A 21,066-nucleotide genomic window follows, 5' to 3' on the forward strand; every position below is an offset into this window, starting at 1 on the left:
ATGGACGGTCGTCGACGCAATCCGTACGAACTGACGCAGGACACCCCGGTCTACGTCATTTCGGTGGCGGCCCAGCTCTCCGGGCTGCACCCGCAGACGCTGCGTCAGTACGACCGTCTGGGGCTCGTCTCCCCGGACCGCACCGCCGGCCGGGGCCGCCGCTACTCGGCCCGTGACATCGAGCTGCTCCGCCAGGTGCAGCAGCTCTCGCAGACCGAGGGCATCAACCTGGCCGGCATCAAGCGCATCATCGAACTGGAGAACCAGGTCGCCGCGCTCCAGGCCCGGGTGGCGGACCTGGAGGGCGCGCTGGACGGCGCGGCGGCGACCATGCGCCAGCGCGAGGCGGCGGTGCACGCGTCGTACCGCCGGGACCTGGTGCCGTACCAGGAGGTGCAGCAGACCAGCGCGCTGGTGGTGTGGCGGCCCAAGCGCCAGCAGCAGCACGACTGATGGCCGGACGCCGGACGCCGGCTGCCGGGCACCGGGCGCCGACCGCCGGCTGTCGGACACCGGCTGCAGGGCGCCGCGCACCGGCTGCCGGACGCCGGACGGTAGGCTCCGGACGCCTCCGGTCGGGGGCCGCCGGGTGGCGTGAAAGCGTCGGTCCGGTGCGGGTGGCACTGTGAAGGAAACGGTCCCGCGGTGCGGGCCGCGGTCCGACGGGGAAGTTCCGTCTGACGCGGAAGTGGAGTGTCCTGTGAGGCCCGGAGGTTCGTTCGAACCTCCGGGCCTCACCTGCGCGCGGACGGTTGACGGTCCGTCACCTCTCGGTTCGTGCGCCCCGGCGCACGCCCCGCGCACGTCTGTGAGCAGCGCGTGTATGCATGTGTAGGGGTTATGTGCGAGTCTTTCGCCGAGCCCACACGACTTCAGCGCACGGTGCTGTGTTCATCTCGTCAAGTAGTTGGTCTTGACGCCAGTGGTCGCTGGAGCGTTGGCTTTTCAGTCACATGGGCCGCAATGCTGTGCCCACGTCCAAAACGCACTGAAGTGAGCTCCCGTATGCGTCGTATCGCCATATCAGCCGCCGCCGCCTCGATGTCCGTCGTGCTCGCCGGTTGCGGCGCACTCAACGCGACGGGGAGCAGTGACGGAGCGAGCCCCACCAAGGGGAACGACGTCACCATCGGGCTCCTGCTGCCGGAGAAGGCCAACACCCGGTACGAGCAGTTCGACTACCCCATCTTCAAGAAGAAGGTGGAGGAGCTCACCGGCGACAAGGGCGAGGTGGACTACGCCAACGCCGAGGCGGACGCCGGCAAGCAGTCGGCCCAGATGCAGCAGATGATCCAGGACGAGGTCGACGTCATCGTGCTGGACGCGGTCGACGCGCACGCCATCGCCGAGGACGTGACGAAGGCCAAGGACGCGGGCATCCCCGTCATCGCCTACGACCGGCTGGCCGAGGGCCCGATCGACGCGTACATCTCCTTCGACAACGAGCTGGTCGGCGAGGTCCAGGGCCGCTCCCTGCTGGAGGCGCTCGGCGGCGACGGCGACGTCACCAGCAAGGTCGTCATGATGAACGGCTCGCCGACCGACCCGAACGCCAAGCAGTTCAAGGCGGGCGCGATGTCCGAGCTCAAGGGCGCGGTGACCATCGCCAAGTCCTACGACACCAAGGACTGGAAGCCGGAGAACGCCGAGGCCAACATGGCCGAGGCGATCGCCGAGATCGGCGCGGACGACATCGCCGGGGTCTACTCCGCCAACGACGGCATGGCGGGCGGCATCGTCAAGGCCCTGGAGGCGGCCGGCGTGACCGAGCTGCCCCCGATCACCGGCCAGGACGCCGAACTCGCCGCGGTGCAGCGGATCCTCCTGGGCGACCAGTTCATGAGCGTGTACAAGTCCTACCCGACCGAGGCGGACAACGCCGCGGAGATCGCGGTGACGCGGATCCAGGGCAAGAGCATCCAGTTCGACGCGCTGACCGACGACCGCGTCGACAGCCCCACCCACAAGGACATTCCCGCGCAGCTCGTGCCCGTGGTCGCCCTGACCAAGGAGAACATCGCGGACACGGTCGTCGCCGACGAGATCTACAAGCTGTCGGACATCTGCACGGCCACCTACAAGGAGGCGTGCGACGAGGCCGGGCTGAAGTAGCCCTCGACCGTCCTGCCGGGGAGCGCGGACCGCCGCGCTCCCCGGCAGCGTCGTTCCCCCGCGCGCTTCGGGCTCTCGCTCGGGACTCTCGCCTCGGGCCCTCACTCAGGGCCCTCACTCAGGGCTCCCGCCCCGGAGCCTCGCTCTCGCCGCGCCCGCGTTCCCCGCCGCATGCACGCCGCCCTGGCGCCGCTCACCCGGGCCCGGCCCCACCGGTTTGTCGCAATGTGACGGGACGAGGCCCGGAGATAGGCGGCCATACCGGTGGTTTACGGCAGTCACGCCGACGGGAGCCGTGTTGCGGAGCCGGTTGGGTCCGCGCATAGTTGCGCATCGGAAAGTGGCTGAACCGGGGGTGGGACGGGCAATGGCCGGGCGCGGGACGGGCGAGCATCCGCATGGTGCTGACCGACTGTGCGACGCCGGGGATCGCGTGTATTCCCGGGCCGTACGGCGCGGGCGGGTGCCGCGCCGGGACGCGGAGCCGGTGCCCTGCCTCCTGGACCTGGCCCTGCTGCATCCGGACCCCGACGACATGGACTGGCTGGTGCCGACCGCCCCGCAGGAGGTCATGACCCGGCTGCTGCGCGGGATGTACGACGAGGTCAGCGCGAGCCAGCGCCGGGTCGGTTCAGCCGTCGAGGCCTTCGAGTGGTACGCCGGTCTCGGCCGCGGGGCGCAGTCGCCGTCGGCCTTGGCCGCCACGGCCGGGGAGGGCCCCGCCATCCGGGTGCTGGACGGTGTGGCCCGTATCCAGGCCGCGATGGACGAGGCGACGCAGGCGTGCACCACGGAGGTGCTGACGGTCCAGCCCGGCGGCATCCGGCGCGAGGCGGAGCTGTCGGAGGGCCTGCACCGGGCGACGGCGCTGCGCGGGCGCGGGGTGCGGATGCGGGACCTCTACACGCATGTGGCCCGGCACGGCCAGGGGCTGCACACGTACCTGGAGCTGATGGGCGACGCGGTGGAGGCGCGGACGCTGGACGAGGTGACCGAGCGGCTGATCCTCTTCGACCGCACGGTCGCCTTCATCCCCGCCAACGCCGAGCGCTCGATGGCGCTGGAGCTGCGGCACCCGGCGCTGGTGGAGTACCTGAGCACGGTCTTCGAGCGGCTGTGGCGACTCGCCCTCCCGCTGGCCGCCCCGCTCCCCGACACCGGCATCGAGGGCATCTCGCACCGGGAGCGGTCCATCGCGGCGCTGCTGGCGGAGGGGCACCAGGACGCGGTGATCGCGGAGCGGCTGGGGATCAGTGTGCGCACCTGCCGGGCCCACATCGCCCGGCTGTCGGAGACGCTGGGCGCGGCCAGCCGTACCCAGCTGGGCGTCAGGATCGCCCAGGCTGGTCTGGACGGCCCGCCGGGCTCGGTGGCGGCCTCCGTCACGGTTCCTGCTCGAGGATCCCCGACTGGGCGATGAGGTAGCCCAGTTGGGCGCGGCTGCCACTGCCGAGGGCGGAGGCCAGCTTGGCTATGTGGGCGCGGCAGGTGCGCACGTTCATCCCCAGACGCCGGGCGATGGCCTCGTCGACGTGGCCCTCCACGAGGAGTTTGGCGATGGAGTGCTGGATGTCCGTGAGGCCGTCCGAGGCCGGCTCGTACGGGGCGCCCATGCTCAGGGGGACCGCGCGGGTCCACATGAACTCGAAGACCTTGATCAGGTAGCGGACGAGGCCGGGGTGGCGCAGTTCCAGGGCGACCTGGCGGTCGTCGCGGGTGGGGATGAAGGCCACGGTCTCGTCGCAGATGACCAGCCGCTCCACGAGTTCGTCGATGGTGCGGTACTCCACCCTGCCGGTGTCGAACCGTGCCACGTACGCCAGCGTCTCGGGGCTGTGGCGGGCGGTGTGCTGGTAGAGGGTCCGGATGCGCACCCCGCGTTCGGTCAGATGCCGGTCGCGCTCCAGTCCCTGGGCGAGGGTGTGTTCCAGCCGACGGCCTCCGGGCTGGACGGTGAGCATCTCGGACCGGCACTGCGCGGTGGCCAGATCGAGGGCGGCGTTGATCCGGTCGAGGCCCTCCAGCACCGTGATCGAGTGGGTCGTCATCGTCGCCTGGGCGCTGAGGGCCATGAACGGTTCGAAGGCGTCGGCCAGTTCGATCGACATCCGCCTGCGCTCGGTGATCTCCCGTTCCAGCGGGTTGAGCCGGTGGGCCAGGGCCACCGCCGGGGAGAGGGGGCGCAGCCAGGTGGGGTCGTCCGGGTCGGGGTGCAGCAGGGCGAGCTCCATCAGGCAGGGAGCCGGCTCCACGTCCGTGCGGGCGATGCGGCCCGCGCGCAGGGCGTCGGCGTAGAGGCGGCTGCCGGCCTCGCACAGTTCGGTGACCGCATGGGGATGTGCCTCATTAGCCCGATTCATCATCAAATCTCCACCCCACAGGGTCCTGAACATGCAGGAACATGATGCACCGATTGTGTGGCCATGACGTGCCCGAATGAGCCATCGTCGTACCTGACGGGGGAAAAGGGTGATCTTCGAGTGAGGACGAAGCCGACTATGCGCAAGAGAACGCTTCGCTCGGTGCTTGTCGCCGCATTCTCCGCCGTCGTGGCCTTCGGGGCGCTGAGTGGCCCGGCCGGCGCGAAGGGTGACGTCCGGGCGGACAGCAGCTGGGGACCGGCGGTGGCCGTCCAGTCCGCGGTCGGGGGTGACAGCAGTTGGGGTGTGGTCAGCCCCATGACCGAGGGCGACAGCAGTTGGGGTGTGGTCAGCCCCATGACCGAGGGCGACAGCAGTTGGGGTGTGGTCAATCCCACGGCTGCGGACGACAGCAGTTGGGGCTGAGTGATGACCACGCCTCCCGACGACCGATCCTTCCGTCGCGAGATGGCCACCGCCTACCGGTCCGGATGGCACTTCATCGACCTGGTCACCGCCATCCCCCACAGCGGTGACTCGCTGATGGTGACCGTGTTCGGTGAACCGGTCGTCGTCACGCGCGACGAGGATCAGGACGTACGGGCGTACCGGTGCCTGCGGCGGCCCCGTGGGGCGCCGCAGCCCGTGCGGTGTGCCATCCGGTACGGAATGATCTTCGTGAACCTGGACCAACGGGACCATGAGCAGGTGGAGTCCGACTCTCCCGCTGCTCGGACCATCTCGGCCACCCCCCGCAGTGCCTGACGCGATTCCCCCGTCGTAAAAGATCGCGCAGGTGCTTCCCCCGGCAGTGGCGTCACCGTGACCTGAACACGGTGACGCCACTGCAGTTTTCGGGGACATTTCCGGGTATGGGCAGCGTCCGGTGATGGCCGAAACCGGTTGTCGGGCGGTACGAACCGTCACCGCGGCATCACCCCTGCCCCCTCGCGCCGTGAGCGATCTCCATGGTCTCCCGCGCCGGATCCGGTGCCGGTCGCGCCCGCCCGCGACGCCCCGCCCGCACCTCTGCCGCGCGCTTTCGGCCGGTCCGCGCGACGGGCCGTCGCCCCTCCAGTGTCGCCCACGAACCGCGGTTGGCGTCCCCCGCGTGCGGGTCCGTCGCGCGCCTTTCACGTCGACCCCGTGCCTTCACGTCGGCCCTGCGCCTTCGCGCTTCCCTCGTGCTTGCCTCACCTCATGGCTCCGAGTGCGGCCGTGTCCGCGTCCATGTCCGACCCGCATCGGCATCGTCTGATCCGTATCGGCATCCGCGTCCGTATCCATGTCCGCGTGCACGGGTGTCGACCGCGCCGGAAGCCGGAAGCCGGAAGCGGGGAGCGGGAAGCCGGGAGCGGGGAGCCGGGTGCCGGGAGGCGGGGAAGCGGGGTGCCGGAAGGCGGAAGCCGGAAGCGGGGAGCGGGGAGCGGGAAGCCGGGAGCGGGGAGCCGGGTGCCGGGAGGCGGGGAAGCGGGGTGCCGGAAGGTGGAAGCCGGAAGCGGGGAGCGGGGAGCGGGAAGCCGGGAGCGGAGGGCCGGAAGGGGGGGGGAGCCGGGAGACGGAATCCGGGGTCGGGGGCGTTCGGGCCTCCCGTCTGCACCTTGAGTGGAATAGACTCAATTTTGTGTACGCTGGCAGAGTCAGCCAAGCCGAATCAGCCCTGAAGGCCGCTGAACGGTGATCGCAAGGAGGAGAACGCGAACGTGGACGCCGAGCTGACCAACCGGAGCCGGGACGCGATCAACGCAGCCGGCAATCGGGCCCTGACCGGGGGACACCCCGACCTCACCCCTGCCCACCTGCTGCTCGCTCTGCTCGAAGGGCAGGACAACGAGAACATCACCGACCTGCTCGCCGCGGCCGACGCCGACCAGGCCGCCGTACGTTCCGGGGCCGAGCGGGTCCTCGCCGGGCTGCCGAGCGTCGCCGGGTCCACCGTCGCCCCGCCCCAGCCCAACCGTGAGCTGCTCGCCGTCATCGCGGACGCCCAGTCCCGCGCCCGTGACCTGGGCGACGAGTACCTCTCCACCGAGCACCTGCTCCTCGGCATCGCCGCGAAGGGCGGCGCCGCCGGCGAGGTGCTGTCCGGCCAGGGCGCCACCGCGAAGAAGCTGCAGGCAGCCTTCCAGCAGACGAGAGGAGCGCGCCGGGTGACGACGGCCGACCCCGAGGGTCAGTACAAGGCCCTGGAGAAGTTCGGGACCGACTTCACCGAGGCCGCCCGGGAGGGCAAGCTCGACCCGGTGATCGGCCGGGACCAGGAGATCCGGCGGGTCGTGCAGGTGCTGTCCCGCCGCACCAAGAACAACCCCGTGCTCATCGGAGAGCCCGGCGTCGGCAAGACCGCCGTCGTCGAGGGGCTCGCGCAGCGGATCGTCAAGGGCGACGTGCCCGAGTCGCTGAAGGACAAGCGGCTGGTCGCGCTCGACCTGGGGGCGATGGTCGCCGGGGCCAAGTACCGCGGCGAGTTCGAGGAGCGGCTGAAGACGGTCCTCGCCGAGATCAAGGACTCCGACGGGCAGATCATCACCTTCATCGACGAGCTGCACACGGTCGTCGGCGCGGGTGCCGGCGGCGACTCCGCCATGGACGCCGGCAACATGCTCAAGCCGATGCTCGCCCGCGGTGAGCTGCGCATGGTCGGCGCCACCACCCTCGACGAGTACCGCGAGCGGATCGAGAAGGACCCGGCGCTGGAACGGCGCTTCCAGCAGGTACTGGTCGCCGAGCCGTCGGTCGAGGACTCCATCGCCATCCTGCGCGGCCTGAAGGGCCGCTACGAGGCCCACCACAAGGTGCAGATCGCCGACAGCGCGCTGGTGGCGGCCGCGACCCTCTCCGACCGTTACATCACCTCCCGCTTCCTGCCCGACAAGGCCATCGACCTCGTCGACGAGGCGGCTTCCCGGCTCCGCATGGAGATCGACTCCTCGCCCGTCGAGATCGACGAACTCCAGCGCGCTGTGGACCGGTTGAAGATGGAGGAGCTGGCGATCGGCAAGGAGACCGACGCAGCCTCCCGTGAGCGGCTGGAGAAGCTGCGCCGAGACCTCGCCGACAAGGAGGAGGAACTGCGCGGCCTCAACGCCCGCTGGGAGAAGGAGAAGCAGTCCCTGAACCGGGTCGGCGAGCTGAAGGAGAAGCTCGACGAACTGCGCGGCCAGGCCGAACGCGCGCAGCGAGAGGGCGACTTCGACACCGCCTCCAAGCTGCTCTACGGTGAGATCCCCGGACTGGAACGCGACCTGGAGGCCGCCTCCGAGGCCGAGGAGGAGGTCGCCAGGGACACCATGGTCAAGGAGGAGGTCGGCTCCGACGACATCGCGGACGTCGTCGCCTCCTGGACCGGCATCCCCGCCGGCCGCCTGCTGGAGGGCGAGACGCAGAAACTGCTGCGCATGGAGGACGAGCTGGGCAAGCGGCTCATCGGCCAGAGCGAGGCCGTACGGGCGGTCTCCGACGCCGTACGCCGCAGCCGCGCCGGGATCGCGGACCCCGACCGCCCCACCGGCTCCTTCCTCTTCCTCGGCCCCACCGGCGTAGGCAAGACCGAACTGGCCAAGGCGCTCGCCGACTTCCTCTTCGACGACGAGCGGGCGATGGTCCGCATCGACATGTCGGAGTACAGCGAGAAGCACAGCGTGGCCCGCCTGGTCGGCGCCCCGCCCGGCTACGTCGGCTACGAGGAGGGCGGCCAGCTCACCGAGTCCGTGCGCCGCCGCCCGTACAGCGTGGTGCTGCTCGACGAGGTGGAGAAGGCGCACCCGGAGGTCTTCGACATCCTGCTCCAGGTGCTCGACGACGGCCGGCTCACCGACGGCCAGGGCCGCACGGTCGACTTCCGCAACACGATCCTGGTCCTCACCTCCAACCTGGGCAGCCAGTTCCTCGTCGACCCGCTGACCACCGAGGAGCAGAAGAAGGAACAGGTCCTGGAAGTGGTCCGGTCCTCCTTCAAGCCGGAGTTCGTCAACCGGCTCGACGACCTGGTCGTCTTCTCCGCGCTGACCAAGCCCGAGCTGGAGCGCATCGCCGCACTGCAGCTCGACCGGCTGGGCCGGCGCCTCGCCGAACGCCGGCTCGCCCTGGACATCACCCCCGAGGCGCTGGCCTGGCTGGCGGAGGAGGGCATGGACCCGGCCTACGGCGCCCGCCCGCTGCGCCGCCTGGTGCAGACCGCCATCGGGGACCGGCTCGCCAAGGAGATCCTGTCCGGCGAGATCAAGGACGGCGACACGGTCCGCGTGGACCGCGCCGGCGAGGGCCTCCTGGTGGGCCCGGCCACGGGCAAGACGCTGTAGCACCCCCGGAGGCACGGACGCCACGGTCTCCGTGACCACACCGGACGACCCGGATGTGATCATGGAGACCGGTGCGTGGGGGCGACCCGTCGGCCAGGCAGGTTGCCCGGCACGTGCCAAGAGAGAGAGGGTGGGACGTACGTCTGGTCCCATCCACGGCCGGACGCCAGACGACCGCAGGAGTGTCCCAGCATGTCCATCGACCCGTCCTCGATTCCCAGCTTCGGGGGCCAGCAGCCGGAGCCGCAGCCCCAGGGCCCCGCCGGCCCCGTCGTCCCGGATCAGGACCTCGTGAAGCAGCTCCTCGACCAGATGGAGCTGAAGTACGTCGTCGACGACGAGGGAGACCTCGCGGCGCCGTGGGAGCAGTTCCGTACCTACTTCATGTTCCGCGGGGAGGGCGACCAGCAGATCTTCTCCGTGCGGACCTTCTACGACCGGCCGCACGGTATTGAGGAGAAGCAGCAGCTCCTCGAGTCGATCGACGACTGGAACCGCCGCACCCTGTGGCCCAAGGTCTACACCCACACCCATGACGACGGCACGGTCCGCCTCATCGGCGAGGCCCAGATGCTGATCGGCACGGGCGTCAGCCTGGAGCACTTCGTCTCGTCGACGGTCAGCTGGGTACGGGCCGCGATCGAGTTCGACAAGTGGCTCGTCGAGCAGCTCGGCCTGGAGCAGGAAGTCAACGAGGCGGAGAAGCCCGAGGACGGCGAGTAGCCACTCGCCCCCGCCGCAGGCACGAAGGAGCCCGGCTCCGGAACCGACCCCCGAGGTCGTCCCGGAGCCGGGCTCCTTCGGTCTCCTCACCGGGCCCACTGCCCGGGATCCTTCTCACGCGGGACGGCAGAGGGCACGGTCGACGAGATCGCGCAGCAGGTTCTCCTGACGGGCCGCCGTGTCCGGATCTCCCGGGCGGCTGTGCACGGAGACGGTGATGCTGCGGCGGCCGTCCGTCGTGGTGGCGGCCCGGACGAGATAACCGAAGCCGCTTCCCCCGTGACCGAGGTGACCGCCACCGCAGGACAGGGGGGTGAAGAACAGCCCCAGCCCGCTCCGGGTGCCCACGGGATGGCCACTGTCCTCGGGCATGGGGACGGTGGTCCGCATGGTGGCGAGGGTGGCGGGTTCCAGCGGCCGGCCCCGGGCCAGGGTGGTGAAGAAGCGGTTCAGGTCACGGGCCGTGCCCGTCATTGCTCCGTCGGCCCCCAGGTCGAAGGGGCGGTAGGGAATCGTGGTGTCGACCATCGGGCCGTCCGGGGCGAACTGCTGGTGGTTGGCCGCGTGCGGCTGCGGCAGGAAGGGCCGGGGGCCGGGGATGTCCGTGTGACGCATCCCGAGAGGGCGCAGGATGCGCTCGCGGACCTGCTGCTCCCAGGAGCGGCCGGTGACGCTCTCGATGACCATCCCGGCGAGGACGTAGTTCGTGTTGGAGTACTCCCAGTCCGTTCCCGGAGGGAAGACCGGTTCGTGGCGCATGGCCATGGCGACCAGCTGGTCCGGCCGGTAGGCGTGCCACCGACGGGCGTAGTAGGTTTCCACGCCCGGGTCGGGGAACACGTCGGCCGTGTAGTCGTACAGCCCGCTGGTGTGCTGCAGCAGATCGCGGAGTGTGATCGTACGACCGTCGTTGCCGGCGCCGGTCACCACCCCGGGCAGTAATCGCTCCACCGTCTGGTCGAGCGCCAGCCGCTCCTCGTCCACCAGCTGCAGCAACACGGTCGCGACGAACGTCTTGGTGACACTGCCCAGACGCAGATAGCCGTCCTCGGGAACCGGGCGGCCACCGACCAGGTCACCCACACCGGAGCGGGCGGTGGCGGCTCCCCGAGGGGTCTCCAGGCGGACCGAGACCCCCGTGACTCCGGCGTCGCGCAGCGCGTCGGCGCCGTGCTGCAGGAACTGCTCCACAGGAGAAGGGTGCGGCATGGGGGGCGCGGCCGCCGCGGACGGGGAAACCGCCACGGTCAGCGCCAGAACGGCGGCGGACGACGACAAGCGACGAAGAACCATGGTCCGAAGGTAGGAACACTCCCCCTTCCACCGGCCATCCGGACCGCCCCCCCCGACCTGTCGGGGGCTTGCAGGATGGACAAGCGCCCGAAGAAACCCGAAGGCACCCGAGGGAAACCGAGGGAAGCTGAAGCGTGCTCGCGCGGTCGTTCCTGGGGCCTCGATTACAGCTTCGAGGCCTTCGGCTTCGCGGCGCCCCCTGACGGCCGGCGCGTTCGCGCTGCCGAGCAGCCACGGCCCGCCACCCCCGAGCGGGGCCCCTCCCGGTCCCGCAGTCGCGCCGTCGGGCTCGGTGACGCGGCGCTGTCCGCCCGGTGCCCCGGCCTCTTTGCGGTCGTGGAAGGCCGACGTGGGAATGGCGACGACGCCGGCGCGTTGCGGGAGAGCGGGGCAGAAGGCTTCGCCGTCGGTTTCGCCGAGGGGGCGGATGTCGGCGGTGGTGAAGTGGGTGCCGGCCGGCCGCAGGACGCCGAAGCCCGCCTCCGTGAGGCCCGCCGCGATCAGGTCCCGCTTGGCCAGCATGTCCGCGCGGAAGGCGTCGAAGCAGGTGTCGGGGAGGGCCAGGGCCTCGGCGACGGCGTACTGGAACGGGCCCGCGGAGACGTATGTCAGGTACTGCTTCGCCGAGCGCACCGCCGTCACCAGCTCGGGCGTACCCGTCACCCAGGCCACTCCCTATTCGCACGCCTATTTGTATGCGGCGAGGGTCAGGCTGCGAGGAGTGTGCTCAGGACGACGGCGGGGTCGGCGTCGGGCGGTCCGGCCGGCCACCAGGTGCCCCGGTCCTTGGTGTACGGGTACCACAGTCCGTCGCGGCCCAGGCGCAGCTGTGCGGCGTGGCCCTCGACGGTCCAGCGGTTGCGCCAGGAGCGGAGCCGGGGTGGTCTGCCGTCGGCCCAGTCTGCGCGCAGCGCTTCGCGGGCACGTTTCAGGTGGGAGGCGGGTGGGTTCCAGGGGCTTTCCAGTACGTCCAGGGATGCTGCGCCGCCGTGCCGCCATGCACGGGTGGCGGCTGCGAGCTCGTCGGGGGTGCGGCCGCAGTTCGAGGCGATCCTGGCGAAGACGTCCAGGGTGGGGTGAGTGGCGGCGAGGCGGACTGCGTCCTGCCATTCGGTGAGCGGGGCGGGTGGGGCGGTGTCGGTGTGCCGTGCGCCGAGAGCTCCGGCGAGGAGGTGGTGGGCACGCGCCGCGGCGTCGACGGCGAGCAGTTCCAGGGCTGCCGGGTCCAGACCGGACTCCGGGACGGCGGAATCCACCAGCGCGGGGCCGCGGCCGGGCCGATCGGGGAGCGGCGGCGGGCCGGGCAGGGGCGGTAGCGCGGTACGGGAGGCGAAGGTGGGCCCGGCTGGATCACCGGGCCGGGCCGGGAGCGCGGCCGGGCCCGCGCCTGCGGCCGCCGCGGATGCGGCGGAGGCGCGGGCGGTGTTGCGGCGGCCGAGCTCGTCCATCAGCTCCCGCTCGCCGCGACCCCGCAGGAGCAGCAGCACGAAGGGGTCGTGGTCCAGGAGTCGGGCGACCTGGTAGCAGAGGGCGGCGGCGTGTTTGCAGGGGTAGCCCCAGTCGGGGCAGCTGCATCCAGGGTCGAGGTCCCGGGGGCCGGGCAGCAGCGGGACACCGGCGGCTGCGGCGTCGTCGGCGAGCCCGGTGGGCATCTCGCCGTCCAGCAGCGCGGCGATGTTGGCGGCCCGCTCGGCGATCATGTCGAGCAGCTGGTCCCACTGCCGGTCCGTCAGCTGCTCGACCTGGACCGTGGAGCGGTACGGGGTGCGGTGGCTGCCTTGCACCGGGGCGGCGGCCGAGCCGGGGGCGATGGTGACCGGTCCGACCGCACCGCCGCGCGCGTAGGTCCGGCCGCGCGAGAGGCGGCCGGAGTCCAGGGAGGACTCCTCCAGGGAGCGTAGCCATGCGCGGCCCCACCAGGACTCGGCGAAGGGCGCGCGGCTGCCCTTGGTCGGCGGGAGCGCCTCGAAGGTACGGGCGGCCGACGTGCCCGGCCGGCTGCGCCTGGTCATCGTCCCGTCCTTCGCAGCGTGACCAGTTCGGTCAGTTCGGTGTCGCTCAGTTCGCTGAAGGCAGCCTCGCCCGAGCCGAGCACCGAGTCGGCCAGTTCCCGCTTCTGGCGGAGCATCTCGGCGACCCGGTCCTCCACGGTGCCCTCGGCGATCAACCTGTGTACCTGGACCGGCTGTGTCTGTCCGATCCGGTAGGCGCGGTCGGTGGCCTGGTCCTCCACGGCCGGGTTCCACCAGCGGTCGTAGTGGATGACGTGTCCGGCCCGGGTCAGGTTCAGACCGGTCCCGGCGGCTTTGAGGGACAGCAGGAACACCTTCTTCTCGCCGGCCTGGAAGGCGTCGACCATCTCCTCGCGGCGTTTGACCGTGGTGCCTCCGTGCAGGAACAGGGTGTCCACTCCGCGGTCGGCCAGGTGGCGCTCGATCAGCGCGCCCATGGCCACGTACTGGGTGAAGACCAGGGTCGACCCGTCCTCGGCCAGGACGGTGTCCAGGAGTTCGTCCAGGAGTTCCAGTTTCCCCGAGCGGCCCGGGAGCTTGGCGCCCGCGGATTCCTTCAGGAACTGCGCGGGGTGGTTGCAGACCTGCTTCAGGCCGGTGAGGAGCTTCATCACCAGGCCGCGCCGGGCGATGCCCTGCCTCTCCTCGATCTCGGTCATGAGCTCGCGTACCAGCGCTTCATACAGCGAGACCTGTTCCTTCGTCAGGGACACCGGCTGGTCGGTCTCGGTCTTGGGTGGCAGTTCGGGCGCGATGCCGGGGTCGGACTTGCGCCTGCGCAACAGGAAAGGGCGGACCAGCGCGGACAGTTGCCGGGCGGCCTGTTCGTCGCGGTCGCCCTCGACGGCCGTGGCGTAGCGGTCACGGAAGGAGGTGAGCGTGCCGAGCAGGCCGGGGGTGGTCCAGTCGAACAGTGACCACAGTTCGGACAGGTTGTTCTCGACCGGGGTGCCGGTCAGCGCTACCCGCCCCCGCGAGGGGATCCGGCGCAGGACCTGGGCGGTGAGCGCGTGCGGGTTCTTGACGTGCTGGGCCTCGTCGGCGACGAGCAGTCCCCAGGAGTGCTGCGCGAGGCGTTCGGCGTCGCGGCGCATGGTCCCGTAGGTGGTCAGGACGAAGCCGCCGTCCGCTCCGCCGTCGAGGCCGGCCAGGTCGCGGCCGGGGCCGTGGAAGCGGCGCACCGGGGTGGCCGGTGCGAAGCGCTGGATCTCGCGCTCCCAGTTGCCGAGCAGTGAGGCAGGGCAGACCACCAGGGTCGGGCCGGCAGTGGTCTTCCGTTCCTGGCGGCGCAGGTGGAGAGCGATCAGGGTGACGGTCTTGCCCAGGCCCATGTCGTCGGCGAGACAGCCGCCCAGGCCGAGCGAGGTCATCCGGTGCAGCCAGTTCAGGCCGCGCAGCTGGTAGTCGCGCAAGGTTGCGGCCAGGGCTTTCGGCTGTCCCTGGGGCTCGTGCGCGGCGCGGGCCTCGGGGGCGGCGATTCGGGAGCGCAGCTCTTCCAGTACGCCGCTCGCGGTGACCGCCACTTGTTCGCCGTCCACTTCGACGCTACCGGTCAGCGCGGCGCCCAGAGCGTCGATCGCGGTGAACGTCGCCGTCCTGGACTGCGCGGCCCGTCGCAGCCGGCGGACCAGCTCCGGGTCCACGACCACCCACTGGTCGCGCAGCCGCACGATCGGCCGGTGAGCCTGGACCAGTCGTTCCAGCTCCTCCTCGGTGAGTTCCCGGTCTCCGAGCGCGACCCGCCAGCGGAAGTCCAGCAGGCCGCCGGAGGACAGGAAAGACTCGGCCGCAGACTGCGTCCCCTGGGGGCGTACGGGTTCCAGGACTCCGGAGGCGGTCAGTTCGCGAACCAGCTCCTTGGGCCAGTGCACGGCGACCCCGGCGGCGGCGAGGCTTTCCGCCGCGTCGCCCAGCAGCGCCTGGGCCTCCTCGTCGGACAGCTCCAGACCGGCCGGGGCGGCGGAGTCCAGCATCCGGCCGGCTGGGGGCCAGGCACGGGCGGCCCGGCGCAGCATCAGCAGCGTGTCCACCTTGGCCCGTGGACCGAACAGTTCGGGGGCGCTGGCGCTGCCGGACCACAGGTCCGCGGCGTCGGCGAGCACCGTGGGATCGGCCAGGCTGCGCAGTTGGACCACGGCTCGGAAGGAGTCCGAGCGGCCCAGTTCCAGCCGCAGCGACACCGCCAGACCTGCGTCGCGGCCGGCGGCGACCTCCGCCGCCCAGCCTCGCTGCTCGGGCACGGACTGCGGAGCTCGGACCGCGAACGCCGGTCCGCCAGTCACCTGGCGGGCGGCGGGAGGGCGGGCGAGGGAATCGGCCACGGCGTCCAGGAAGGCCCGCAGCAGCGGCTCGGCCGCCGGAAGCGTGAGGGGGAGAGCCCGGGAACTGCGACCGCGCGGGCCTCCGGAGGCATGGCGGCGGCCAGGGAAGCCAACCGCTCGCGGTCCTCGGTGTCCAGCGGGCCGGCCCGCCACGCGTCGAATCCTTCCGGCGACACCCCGGGCAGCATCCGGCCCCGGGCGAGCAACTGCAATCCCAGCATGGCAGCTGTGCCCCAGAACGCGGTACCGGCCGACGCCCGCCCACTGCCGTCCGCACCGAGTGCCCGGCAGCGGGTCAACAGCGGCAGCGCCTGCTCCACCGGCAGCAGCACGGCGACCACCCGCGCCCGGCGCACGGACGAACCGTGCGGGCGAACCACGGTGAGTTCCTCGGGTTACACCCCGAGGTCCGGCGGCTCACTCCCGGGCGTCCAGAACGCCATCCGTCCCATCCGGGGCGGATCCGCGGGAAGGAACACCGCCTTGCTCAGGGCGAGCTCCGGCAACCGAGTGAACATCCGCTCCCGGTCCGGAGTCGTCGATCCGGGCTCTGCCGACCGATGGACCTTCACCACTACGCCCACTCCTGGCACAGGCTCCTGCAACTGTTCGGGAGGACGCGAGCCGCCCGCGAGCCCTCGGTGGGTAAGGCTATCCGCGCAGACGGACAGCGCGTGCCAGAAGTGCTTCGCTCACTCGGCGCAGTGCGGGAAGATGCCACCGGCACCCGCCGGGGACGGTTGCGGCACTTCTGTGGTCGCACTCCCTTGCCAGTGGGTGATCGCCGCGTGACACCGGTGTCAGCAGGTGCTGTGCTCGATCCGGTTGAGTCCTGTCAGCTCTCGTAGTGGTAGCGGCACTGTGCGATCAGGACGCCGTCCTCGGTGGCCTTGTAGATCAGTCGGTGCTCGTCGTTGATGCGGCGCGACCAGTAGCCCTGGAATCCGTGCTTGAGCGGTTCCGGTGTGCCGATCCCCTCGTTGCCGTTTCTGGCGATGTCCGCGATGAGCGTGTTGATGCGCTTCAGGATCTTCCGGTCCTGAAGCTGCCACCACAGATAGTCCTCCCAGGCGCGGGAGGAGAAGGTGATCTTCATTCGCGGCCTTTATTCTCCGGTCGCCAGCTCGCGCACGGTGCCGCCGCCGTTCTCCAGCTCGTCGATGGACGCGAGCAGGCGCCGGGCGTTCGCCGGGCTTCGCAGCAGGTACGCCGTCTCCTTCAGGGACTCGTAGTCCTCAAGGGAGACGATGACGACCGGCTCATGTCCGGCCCGGGTGATGACGACCTCTTCGCGGTCGTCGGTGACGGAGTTGAGTACCTCGGCGTACCGGGCGCGCGACTCGGAGTACGTCATGGTTTTCACGATCGGCCCTCCTTACGTACAGGAAATTGTACGTCGGCCACTGTGGTGCGACAAGCGCCGGAATAACGGCCGCGACCGGGCGGCCTCCGGCGTGAAGGTTCCGGGCGGGTGAGGTGTGGCAGGCAACGGGGAATGCGACGACCAGCCCCGCAGGACGGCGGTCGGTGCGCGAATGCCTTGCGGAGCCGTTCCGTCGCGTCCACCACGTCCACCAGTACCTCGGTGCGCTTGCAGAAGGCGAAGCGGATGTACGGGGCGCCCGCCTCCCGGTGGTCGTGGAAGGCCGACGTGGGGATGGCACGATCAAGCCGATGCAGCACGATCAAGCCGATGCAGTACGACACGGTCGTGTCCCTCGGACGCCACGCGAAGACCGCCTCGGACGTCTGCATCGACTTACCCGCCGACGAGAACTCCGCCCCCGATCTGGCGATCCTCCGCGAGGATTCCCGCCGGGAGGGCAAGCGCTACAGCTTCGAGGACGTCCTGCTGATCTCCGAGGTCGTCTCGACCTCCTCCGCACGCAAGGACTACGACGACTGCACTACGAAGTACGGCCGCTACGGCATCCCCATCTACTTGGTCGTGGACCCCTACGCCCAGGAAGTCGTCCTCCACACCCAGCCGACCGCCACCGGTTGCATCGCGGCACACACCCACAAGTACGGCACGGGCAAGCCCCCCCATCCCCCTGGCCGACGGCCGCACCTTCACCCTCGACCTCGACGAACTCCCGCGTTCCGAGCCCGAGGCCGGCGCCCGCTGACGTAGGGCACCCGGCGGCGCGGTTCGTGGGTTCAGGGCGCCAGGCGTCGCAGTCGGCCGGCGGCCTCGTGGAGAACGTCGTCCCTCTTGCAGAAGGCGAAGCGGACCTGGCTGCGGCCGTCTTCCGGGTCGTCGTAGAAGACGGATACGGGAACGGCGACGACGCCGCAGCGTTCGGGGAGGGCGCGGCAGAAGGCATAGGCGTCCTTCTCGCCGAAGGGGGCGATGTCGGTGGTGATGAAGTACGTGCCCCGGGGCCGGTAGACCTCGAACCCGGCCGCACGCAGGCCGTCGCCGAGCAGGTCGCGCTTGCGCCGGTGGTCGGCGCGGAAGTCGTCGAAGTACGCGTCCGGCAGCGCGAGGGCCTCGGCGACCGCGTACTGGAAAGGGCCCGCTGAGACGTACGTCAGGTACTGCTTCGCCGAGCGGACCGCCGCCACCAGTTCGGGGGTTCCCGTCACCCAGGACGCTCCCTGTTCACGCACTCATTCACATACGGGCCTACAGAGCTGCGCACCCCCGAGTGACAGTGAGCCGTTGTGTACATATGAGACACCCGGTACTCTCGGGCGCATGTCGCAGCCGATGCCCATAGAGTCCATCCGCGATGTGCGGGCACACCTGGCCGAGGTCGTTGAGCGGGCCGACCGGGATGATGTACCCACCGTCATCACTCGGCGCGGTAAGCAGGTCGCCGCCGTGGTGTCCATCGAGGTGCTGCGCAAATACCAGGAGTGGGAAGAGCGCGAGATCAACCGGATCATCGACGAGCGCATGGCCGACCCGGCGCCCGGCATCCCGATCGAGGACATCATGAGGGAGACGCTGGCGCGCAGTGAGTGAGTACCGCACCGTCTTCCGAGCCGAGGCTCAGGCCGAACTCCGCAAGGTTCCGCGAGACATGGCCCTCCGCATTCTGGCCAAGCTGACTGAGCTGGAGAGCGACCCGACGGGGTTCAACACCACGGCCCTCGTCTCCCAGCCCGACCGGCGCCGCCTAAGGGTGGGCGACTACCGCGTGATCTACACAATCGACAACGGCGAGCTGGTGGTGTGGGTCGTCCACGTCGGGCATCGCTCCACTCCCAGCCCGACCGGCGCCGCCTAAGGGTGGGCGACTACCGCGTGATCTACACAATCGACAACGGCGAGCTGGTGGTGTGGGTCGTCCACGTCGGGCATCGCTCCACCGTCTACGACACCTGAGCACTCCCGATACGACCACGCGGTCCAGGCCCTATGCGCTGAGTGTCTTGAGGCGGGAGACGGCCTCCTCCAGCACGGCCGTCTGCTTGCAGAAGGCGAAGCGTACGAAGGGGGCGCCGGCCTCGCGGTGGTCGTAGAAGACGGCGTTCGGGATGGCGACGACGCCGGCGCGCTCCGGCAGGGCGCGGCAGAAGGCGAAGCCGTCGCCGTCTTTGGACAGCACAGCGCCGAGGGGGCGGATGTCGGTGGTGATGAAGTACGTGCCCGCCGTCCGGAACACCTCGAACCCGGCCTCCGCCAGCCCCGCCGCCAGTACGTCCCGCTTGGCGAGCATGTCCGCGCGGAACCCCTCGAAGTAGGTGTCCGGCAGCGCGAGGGCCTCGGCGACGGCGTACTGGAACGGCCCGGACGCCACGTATGTGAGGTACTGCTTCGCCGAGCGCACGGCGGTGACGAGCGCTGGCGCGGCCGTCACCCAGCCGACCTTCCAGCCGGTGAAGGAGAAGGTCTTGCCGGCGCTCGAGATGGTGACCGTGCGGTCGCGCATGCCCGGGAAGGTCGACAGGGGGACGTGTTCGGCGTCGTCGTAGACCAGGTGTTCGTACACCTCGTCCGTGACCACCAGCAGGTCGCGTTCCACCGCCAGCGCGGCGATCACCGACAGCTCCTCACGGGTGAGGACGGTGCCGGTCGGGTTGTGCGGGGTGTTGATCAGCAGCAGGCGGGTGCGGTCGGTGACGGCGTCGCGCAGTTCGTCGAGGTCGAGGTGGAAGCGGCCCTCGCGCGGGCGCAGGGTGACCGGTATGCGGGTGGCGCCCGCCAGCGCGACGCAGGCCGCGTACGAGTCGTAGTACGGCTCCAGGGCGACCACCTCGTCGCCCGGCTCCAGCAGGGCGAGCAGCGCCGCGGCGATCGCCTCGGTGGCGCCCGCGGTGACGAGGACCTCCGTGTCGGGGTCGGGGGAGAGGCCGTAGCGGCGCTGCTGGTGCGCGGCGATCGCGGTGCGCAGTTCGGGGACGCCGGGGCCGGGCGGGTATTGGTTGCCGCGGCCGTCCCGCAGTGCCTTCACCGCCGCCTCCCTGACCTCCTTCGGGCCGTCGGTGTCCGGGAACCCCTGGCCCAGGTTGATGGAGCCGGTGCGCAGGGCCAGGGCGGACATCTCGGCGAAGATCGTGGTCCCGAACTCGGCGAGCCGGCGGTTCAGGAGGGGACGCGCGCTGGAGGTCATGCGGCTCATCCTGCGCCGAACCTCTGGAGTTGCTCAACTCCGGCTTGGGCCGTGCGGGCATCGGGCATCTCCCGTCCACACACGTGAGCGAGGCACCCACGGGGGTCGCTTCGGGGGAATCACGGGGGACGAAAGGACGGTGGCGTCATGGTCATCGGAATCATCCTGACCCTGGTCTTCGCGTTGGGCGTCGTGTTCGCGGTGGCGGCGGGACGCCGTCGCCCTGCGAGCCGGCCGCGTCGCGGCGGCAGCGGCGGCAGTGACAGCGGCGGCAGCTGGTGGGCGGGCGGCGGGGCCGTCGCCGCCTCCTGCGGCTCGTCGCACGGTGACGGAGGCGGGGGAAGCTCCGGCGGATCGTCCTGCGGGGGCGGCGGAGGATGCGGCGGGAGCGGCAGCTGACGGAGCCGGGGAGGCAGGAGGGCCGGGGCAGCCCGTCCCGGGAGACAGTGGGGTCCGCGCCTGGCGGGCCCCACTGTCGCGCTGTACGCCGGATGCGCGCCGGATGTGCGCCAGAGCGCGCGCCAGGCATGCGCCGTGCCCGACACCTTGAACAGGTGATCTGAGGAGCCCCCGAGGGGATGGAAACCGCACGAAGTTGGGTAAAAACGCTGTGGCGGCACCATAGTTCGTGATTCCCTCTCCCTTACCAGCACAGCCCTCGGACTCCCTGCGGACCTCATCCGACCGGCCGGCCGGGCTGGCGAGCCGAACCCTCCGGTATGACCGGGGTGCGACGGACGCCCGTATCTCCCCCTCCCACCCCCTCTCCATGTGCGCTTGCGGAGCCGATCCATGCTCACGACCCTGACCACCGCCTACACCGACACGCGCGCGGCCGACCTCGCCTGGGTCCTGGGGCGCGAGCCGCTGCCCGCGCTGGCCACGCTCGACCTCGAACTGGCGCGGGCCAAAGTCCAGTTGCGGCTCCTCGGCGCCTCCCACCAGGTGCTGCTGGAGGAGGAGCAAGGGGTCTGTTCGGAGACGGTGGCGTGCATCCCGGGCAGCAGAACACCCCTTCCCCTGGGCGTCGCCACCCGGGTGGGCGACTGGGAGTACGAGTTCGCCGCCCGCGTGGAGATGCTCTCCCCGGGCTCCTTCGCGGGCCGCGCCCAGGAGTTGCTCGCCCTGGTCTCCGACCATCCGCACGGTCTCGCGGGCGTGTTTCCGGGGAGCCCGCACGCGTTCACCGCGATGCTCGCCCAGCGCCAGGAGAATCGGGTCCACTGGCGGACCTGGCACGCCTACCCGCAGGACGGTCAGTTGGTGGCGACCCGGACAAGGGTGGGCGTGCGGGTGAAGGCGGGCGTGTGAGCGGTGTCGTGTGTGTCGTGTGGAATCTTTTCCGTTCGTACTGAAATCGGGCAAGGGTGAGTAAACATCAC

Annotated in this window: 19 protein-coding genes and 3 pseudogenes; 13 read left to right on the forward strand and 9 right to left on the reverse strand. The window is 70.7% G+C overall.

Annotation, left to right across the window (positions count from 1 at the left end; translation table 11 throughout):
* The 3 genes from TU30_RS01530 to TU30_RS01540 all read left to right on the forward strand — a co-directional run bounded on the left by TU30_RS01530 (position 1) and on the right by TU30_RS01540 (position 3,532).
* Positions 1 to 453 (forward strand): heat shock protein transcriptional repressor HspR, encoded by a 453-nt coding sequence (locus tag TU30_RS01530; protein WP_042163446.1) that lies wholly within the window; start codon positions 1 to 3, stop codon positions 451 to 453.
* Between the two features lie 552 nt (positions 454 to 1,005).
* Entirely contained in the window at positions 1,006 to 2,112 is a 1,107-nt protein-coding gene (locus TU30_RS01535) for a sugar ABC transporter substrate-binding protein (protein ID WP_234307727.1), read from the forward strand.
* Between the two features lie 367 nt (positions 2,113 to 2,479).
* Positions 2,480 to 3,532, forward strand: a complete 1,053-nt coding sequence (locus TU30_RS01540) for a helix-turn-helix transcriptional regulator (RefSeq protein WP_042163453.1) — start codon at positions 2,480 to 2,482, stop codon at positions 3,530 to 3,532.
* Here the strand turns inward: TU30_RS01540 and TU30_RS01545 are convergent.
* The gene (locus TU30_RS01545) at positions 3,495 to 4,472 is read right to left on the reverse strand and encodes a helix-turn-helix transcriptional regulator (protein ID WP_234307728.1); all 978 of its coding nucleotides are present in this window, start codon (positions 4,470 to 4,472) and stop codon (positions 3,495 to 3,497) included. The genes TU30_RS01540 and TU30_RS01545 overlap by 38 nt on opposite strands.
* 162 nt (positions 4,473 to 4,634) lie before the next feature.
* On the opposite strand from TU30_RS01545, the gene TU30_RS32760 reads away from it, so the two are divergent.
* From TU30_RS32760 to TU30_RS01565, 4 genes are all read left to right on the forward strand, one after another.
* Positions 4,635 to 4,898 (forward strand): hypothetical protein, encoded by a 264-nt coding sequence (locus tag TU30_RS32760; RefSeq protein ID WP_234307729.1) that lies wholly within the window; start codon positions 4,635 to 4,637, stop codon positions 4,896 to 4,898.
* A gap of 3 nt (positions 4,899 to 4,901) precedes the next feature.
* A complete protein-coding gene (locus TU30_RS01555) occupies positions 4,902 to 5,237 on the forward strand; it encodes a hypothetical protein (protein WP_042163890.1) in 336 nt (111 codons plus the stop codon).
* Between the two features lie 938 nt (positions 5,238 to 6,175).
* Positions 6,176 to 8,773 (forward strand): ATP-dependent chaperone ClpB, encoded by a 2,598-nt coding sequence (gene clpB / locus TU30_RS01560; protein WP_042163458.1) that lies wholly within the window; start codon positions 6,176 to 6,178, stop codon positions 8,771 to 8,773.
* Positions 8,774 to 8,965: 192 nt separating this feature from the next.
* Positions 8,966 to 9,496, forward strand: a complete 531-nt coding sequence (locus tag TU30_RS01565) for a YbjN domain-containing protein (protein WP_042163462.1) — start codon at positions 8,966 to 8,968, stop codon at positions 9,494 to 9,496.
* A 114-nt stretch (positions 9,497 to 9,610) separates the two neighbouring features.
* On the opposite strand, the gene TU30_RS35105 is transcribed toward TU30_RS01565, so the two are convergent.
* From TU30_RS35105 to TU30_RS36720, 6 genes and pseudogenes are all read right to left on the reverse strand, one after another.
* A complete protein-coding gene (locus TU30_RS35105; RefSeq protein ID WP_158719287.1) occupies positions 9,611 to 11,452 on the reverse strand; it encodes an aminotransferase class I/II-fold pyridoxal phosphate-dependent enzyme in 1,842 nt (613 codons plus the stop codon).
* A 44-nt stretch (positions 11,453 to 11,496) separates the two neighbouring features.
* Entirely contained in the window at positions 11,497 to 12,801 is a 1,305-nt protein-coding gene (locus TU30_RS01575; protein WP_042163464.1) for an SWIM zinc finger family protein, read from the reverse strand.
* Positions 12,798 to 15,478, reverse strand: a pseudogene (locus tag TU30_RS01580) (DEAD/DEAH box helicase). The gene TU30_RS01575 and the pseudogene TU30_RS01580 overlap by 4 nt, the downstream one beginning before the upstream one ends.
* A 479-nt stretch (positions 15,479 to 15,957) precedes the next feature.
* Positions 15,958 to 16,218 (reverse strand): Txe/YoeB family addiction module toxin, encoded by a 261-nt coding sequence (locus TU30_RS01585; protein ID WP_042163467.1) that lies wholly within the window; start codon positions 16,216 to 16,218, stop codon positions 15,958 to 15,960.
* A gap of 9 nt (positions 16,219 to 16,227) precedes the next feature.
* Positions 16,228 to 16,485 (reverse strand): type II toxin-antitoxin system Phd/YefM family antitoxin, encoded by a 258-nt coding sequence (locus TU30_RS01590; protein WP_042163469.1) that lies wholly within the window; start codon positions 16,483 to 16,485, stop codon positions 16,228 to 16,230.
* Positions 16,486 to 16,652: 167 nt separating this feature from the next.
* Positions 16,653 to 16,784 (reverse strand): annotated as a pseudogene (locus tag TU30_RS36720) (aminotransferase); the annotation flags it as partial.
* A gap of 31 nt (positions 16,785 to 16,815) precedes the next feature.
* On the opposite strand from TU30_RS36720, the gene TU30_RS01595 reads away from it, so the two are divergent.
* The gene (locus tag TU30_RS01595) at positions 16,816 to 17,256 is read left to right on the forward strand and encodes a Uma2 family endonuclease (RefSeq protein ID WP_234307730.1); all 441 of its coding nucleotides are present in this window, start codon (positions 16,816 to 16,818) and stop codon (positions 17,254 to 17,256) included.
* A gap of 26 nt (positions 17,257 to 17,282) precedes the next feature.
* On the opposite strand, the pseudogene TU30_RS01600 reads toward TU30_RS01595, so the two are convergent.
* A pseudogene (locus tag TU30_RS01600) lies at positions 17,283 to 17,714 on the reverse strand (aminotransferase class I/II-fold pyridoxal phosphate-dependent enzyme); the annotation flags it as partial.
* Between the two features lie 109 nt (positions 17,715 to 17,823).
* Between TU30_RS01600 and TU30_RS01605 the strand changes: the two are divergent.
* Genes TU30_RS01605 through TU30_RS37920 form a run of 3 tightly spaced genes read left to right on the forward strand, consistent with a single transcriptional unit; the run spans position 17,824 to position 18,456 of the window.
* On the forward strand, positions 17,824 to 18,093 hold the full coding sequence (locus TU30_RS01605; protein ID WP_042163472.1) for a type II toxin-antitoxin system Phd/YefM family antitoxin: 270 nt from the start codon (positions 17,824 to 17,826) through the stop codon (positions 18,091 to 18,093).
* Entirely contained in the window at positions 18,086 to 18,358 is a 273-nt protein-coding gene (locus TU30_RS37915; RefSeq protein WP_042163474.1) for a type II toxin-antitoxin system RelE/ParE family toxin, read from the forward strand. The genes TU30_RS01605 and TU30_RS37915 overlap by 8 nt, the downstream gene beginning before the upstream one ends.
* Before the next feature lie 2 nt (positions 18,359 to 18,360).
* The gene (locus TU30_RS37920; RefSeq protein ID WP_267889318.1) at positions 18,361 to 18,456 is read left to right on the forward strand and encodes a type II toxin-antitoxin system RelE/ParE family toxin; all 96 of its coding nucleotides are present in this window, start codon (positions 18,361 to 18,363) and stop codon (positions 18,454 to 18,456) included.
* A gap of 31 nt (positions 18,457 to 18,487) precedes the next feature.
* Here the strand turns inward: TU30_RS37920 and TU30_RS01615 are convergent, their stop codons facing one another.
* Positions 18,488 to 19,693, reverse strand: a complete 1,206-nt coding sequence (locus TU30_RS01615) for a pyridoxal phosphate-dependent aminotransferase (protein ID WP_042163476.1) — start codon at positions 19,691 to 19,693, stop codon at positions 18,488 to 18,490.
* A gap of 138 nt (positions 19,694 to 19,831) precedes the next feature.
* Between TU30_RS01615 and TU30_RS33380 the strand changes: the two genes are divergently transcribed.
* Positions 19,832 to 20,083 carry a hypothetical protein gene (locus TU30_RS33380; protein ID WP_078878035.1) on the forward strand — a complete coding sequence of 84 codons (252 nt, stop codon included), beginning with the start codon at positions 19,832 to 19,834 and terminating at the stop codon, positions 20,081 to 20,083.
* A gap of 393 nt (positions 20,084 to 20,476) precedes the next feature.
* Complete coding sequence (locus tag TU30_RS01620; protein ID WP_042163478.1) at positions 20,477 to 20,995, forward strand: DUF2617 family protein; 519 nt, start codon at positions 20,477 to 20,479, stop codon at positions 20,993 to 20,995.
* Positions 20,996 to 21,066: the final 71 nt, after the last annotated feature.

The sequence above is a fragment of the Streptomyces sp. NBRC 110035 genome, assembly GCF_000829695.1.
In the GTDB taxonomy this organism is placed as follows: Bacteria; Actinomycetota; Actinomycetes; order Streptomycetales; family Streptomycetaceae; genus Streptomyces.

Coding starts and splice junctions, on each gene's coding strand:
- TU30_RS01585 (WP_042163467.1), bottom strand. CDS start 16,218: ATGAAGATCACCTTCTCCTCCCGCGCCTGGGAGGACTATCTGTGGTGG.
- TU30_RS33380 (WP_078878035.1), top strand. CDS start 19,832: ATGGTCATCGGAATCATCCTGACCCTGGTCTTCGCGTTGGGCGTCGTG.
- TU30_RS01615 (WP_042163476.1), bottom strand. CDS start 19,693: ATGAGCCGCATGACCTCCAGCGCGCGTCCCCTCCTGAACCGCCGGCTC.
- TU30_RS01535 (WP_234307727.1), top strand. CDS start 1,006: ATGCGTCGTATCGCCATATCAGCCGCCGCCGCCTCGATGTCCGTCGTG.
- TU30_RS01545 (WP_234307728.1), bottom strand. CDS start 4,472: ATGAATCGGGCTAATGAGGCACATCCCCATGCGGTCACCGAACTGTGC.
- TU30_RS01540 (WP_042163453.1), top strand. CDS start 2,480: ATGGCCGGGCGCGGGACGGGCGAGCATCCGCATGGTGCTGACCGACTG.
- TU30_RS01555 (WP_042163890.1), top strand. CDS start 4,902: ATGACCACGCCTCCCGACGACCGATCCTTCCGTCGCGAGATGGCCACC.
- TU30_RS01565 (WP_042163462.1), top strand. CDS start 8,966: ATGTCCATCGACCCGTCCTCGATTCCCAGCTTCGGGGGCCAGCAGCCG.
- TU30_RS01595 (WP_234307730.1), top strand. CDS start 16,816: ATGCAGTACGACACGGTCGTGTCCCTCGGACGCCACGCGAAGACCGCC.
- TU30_RS01575 (WP_042163464.1), bottom strand. CDS start 12,801: ATGACCAGGCGCAGCCGGCCGGGCACGTCGGCCGCCCGTACCTTCGAG.
- TU30_RS01605 (WP_042163472.1), top strand. CDS start 17,824: ATGTCGCAGCCGATGCCCATAGAGTCCATCCGCGATGTGCGGGCACAC.
- TU30_RS01530 (WP_042163446.1), top strand. CDS start 1: ATGGACGGTCGTCGACGCAATCCGTACGAACTGACGCAGGACACCCCG.
- TU30_RS01620 (WP_042163478.1), top strand. CDS start 20,477: ATGCTCACGACCCTGACCACCGCCTACACCGACACGCGCGCGGCCGAC.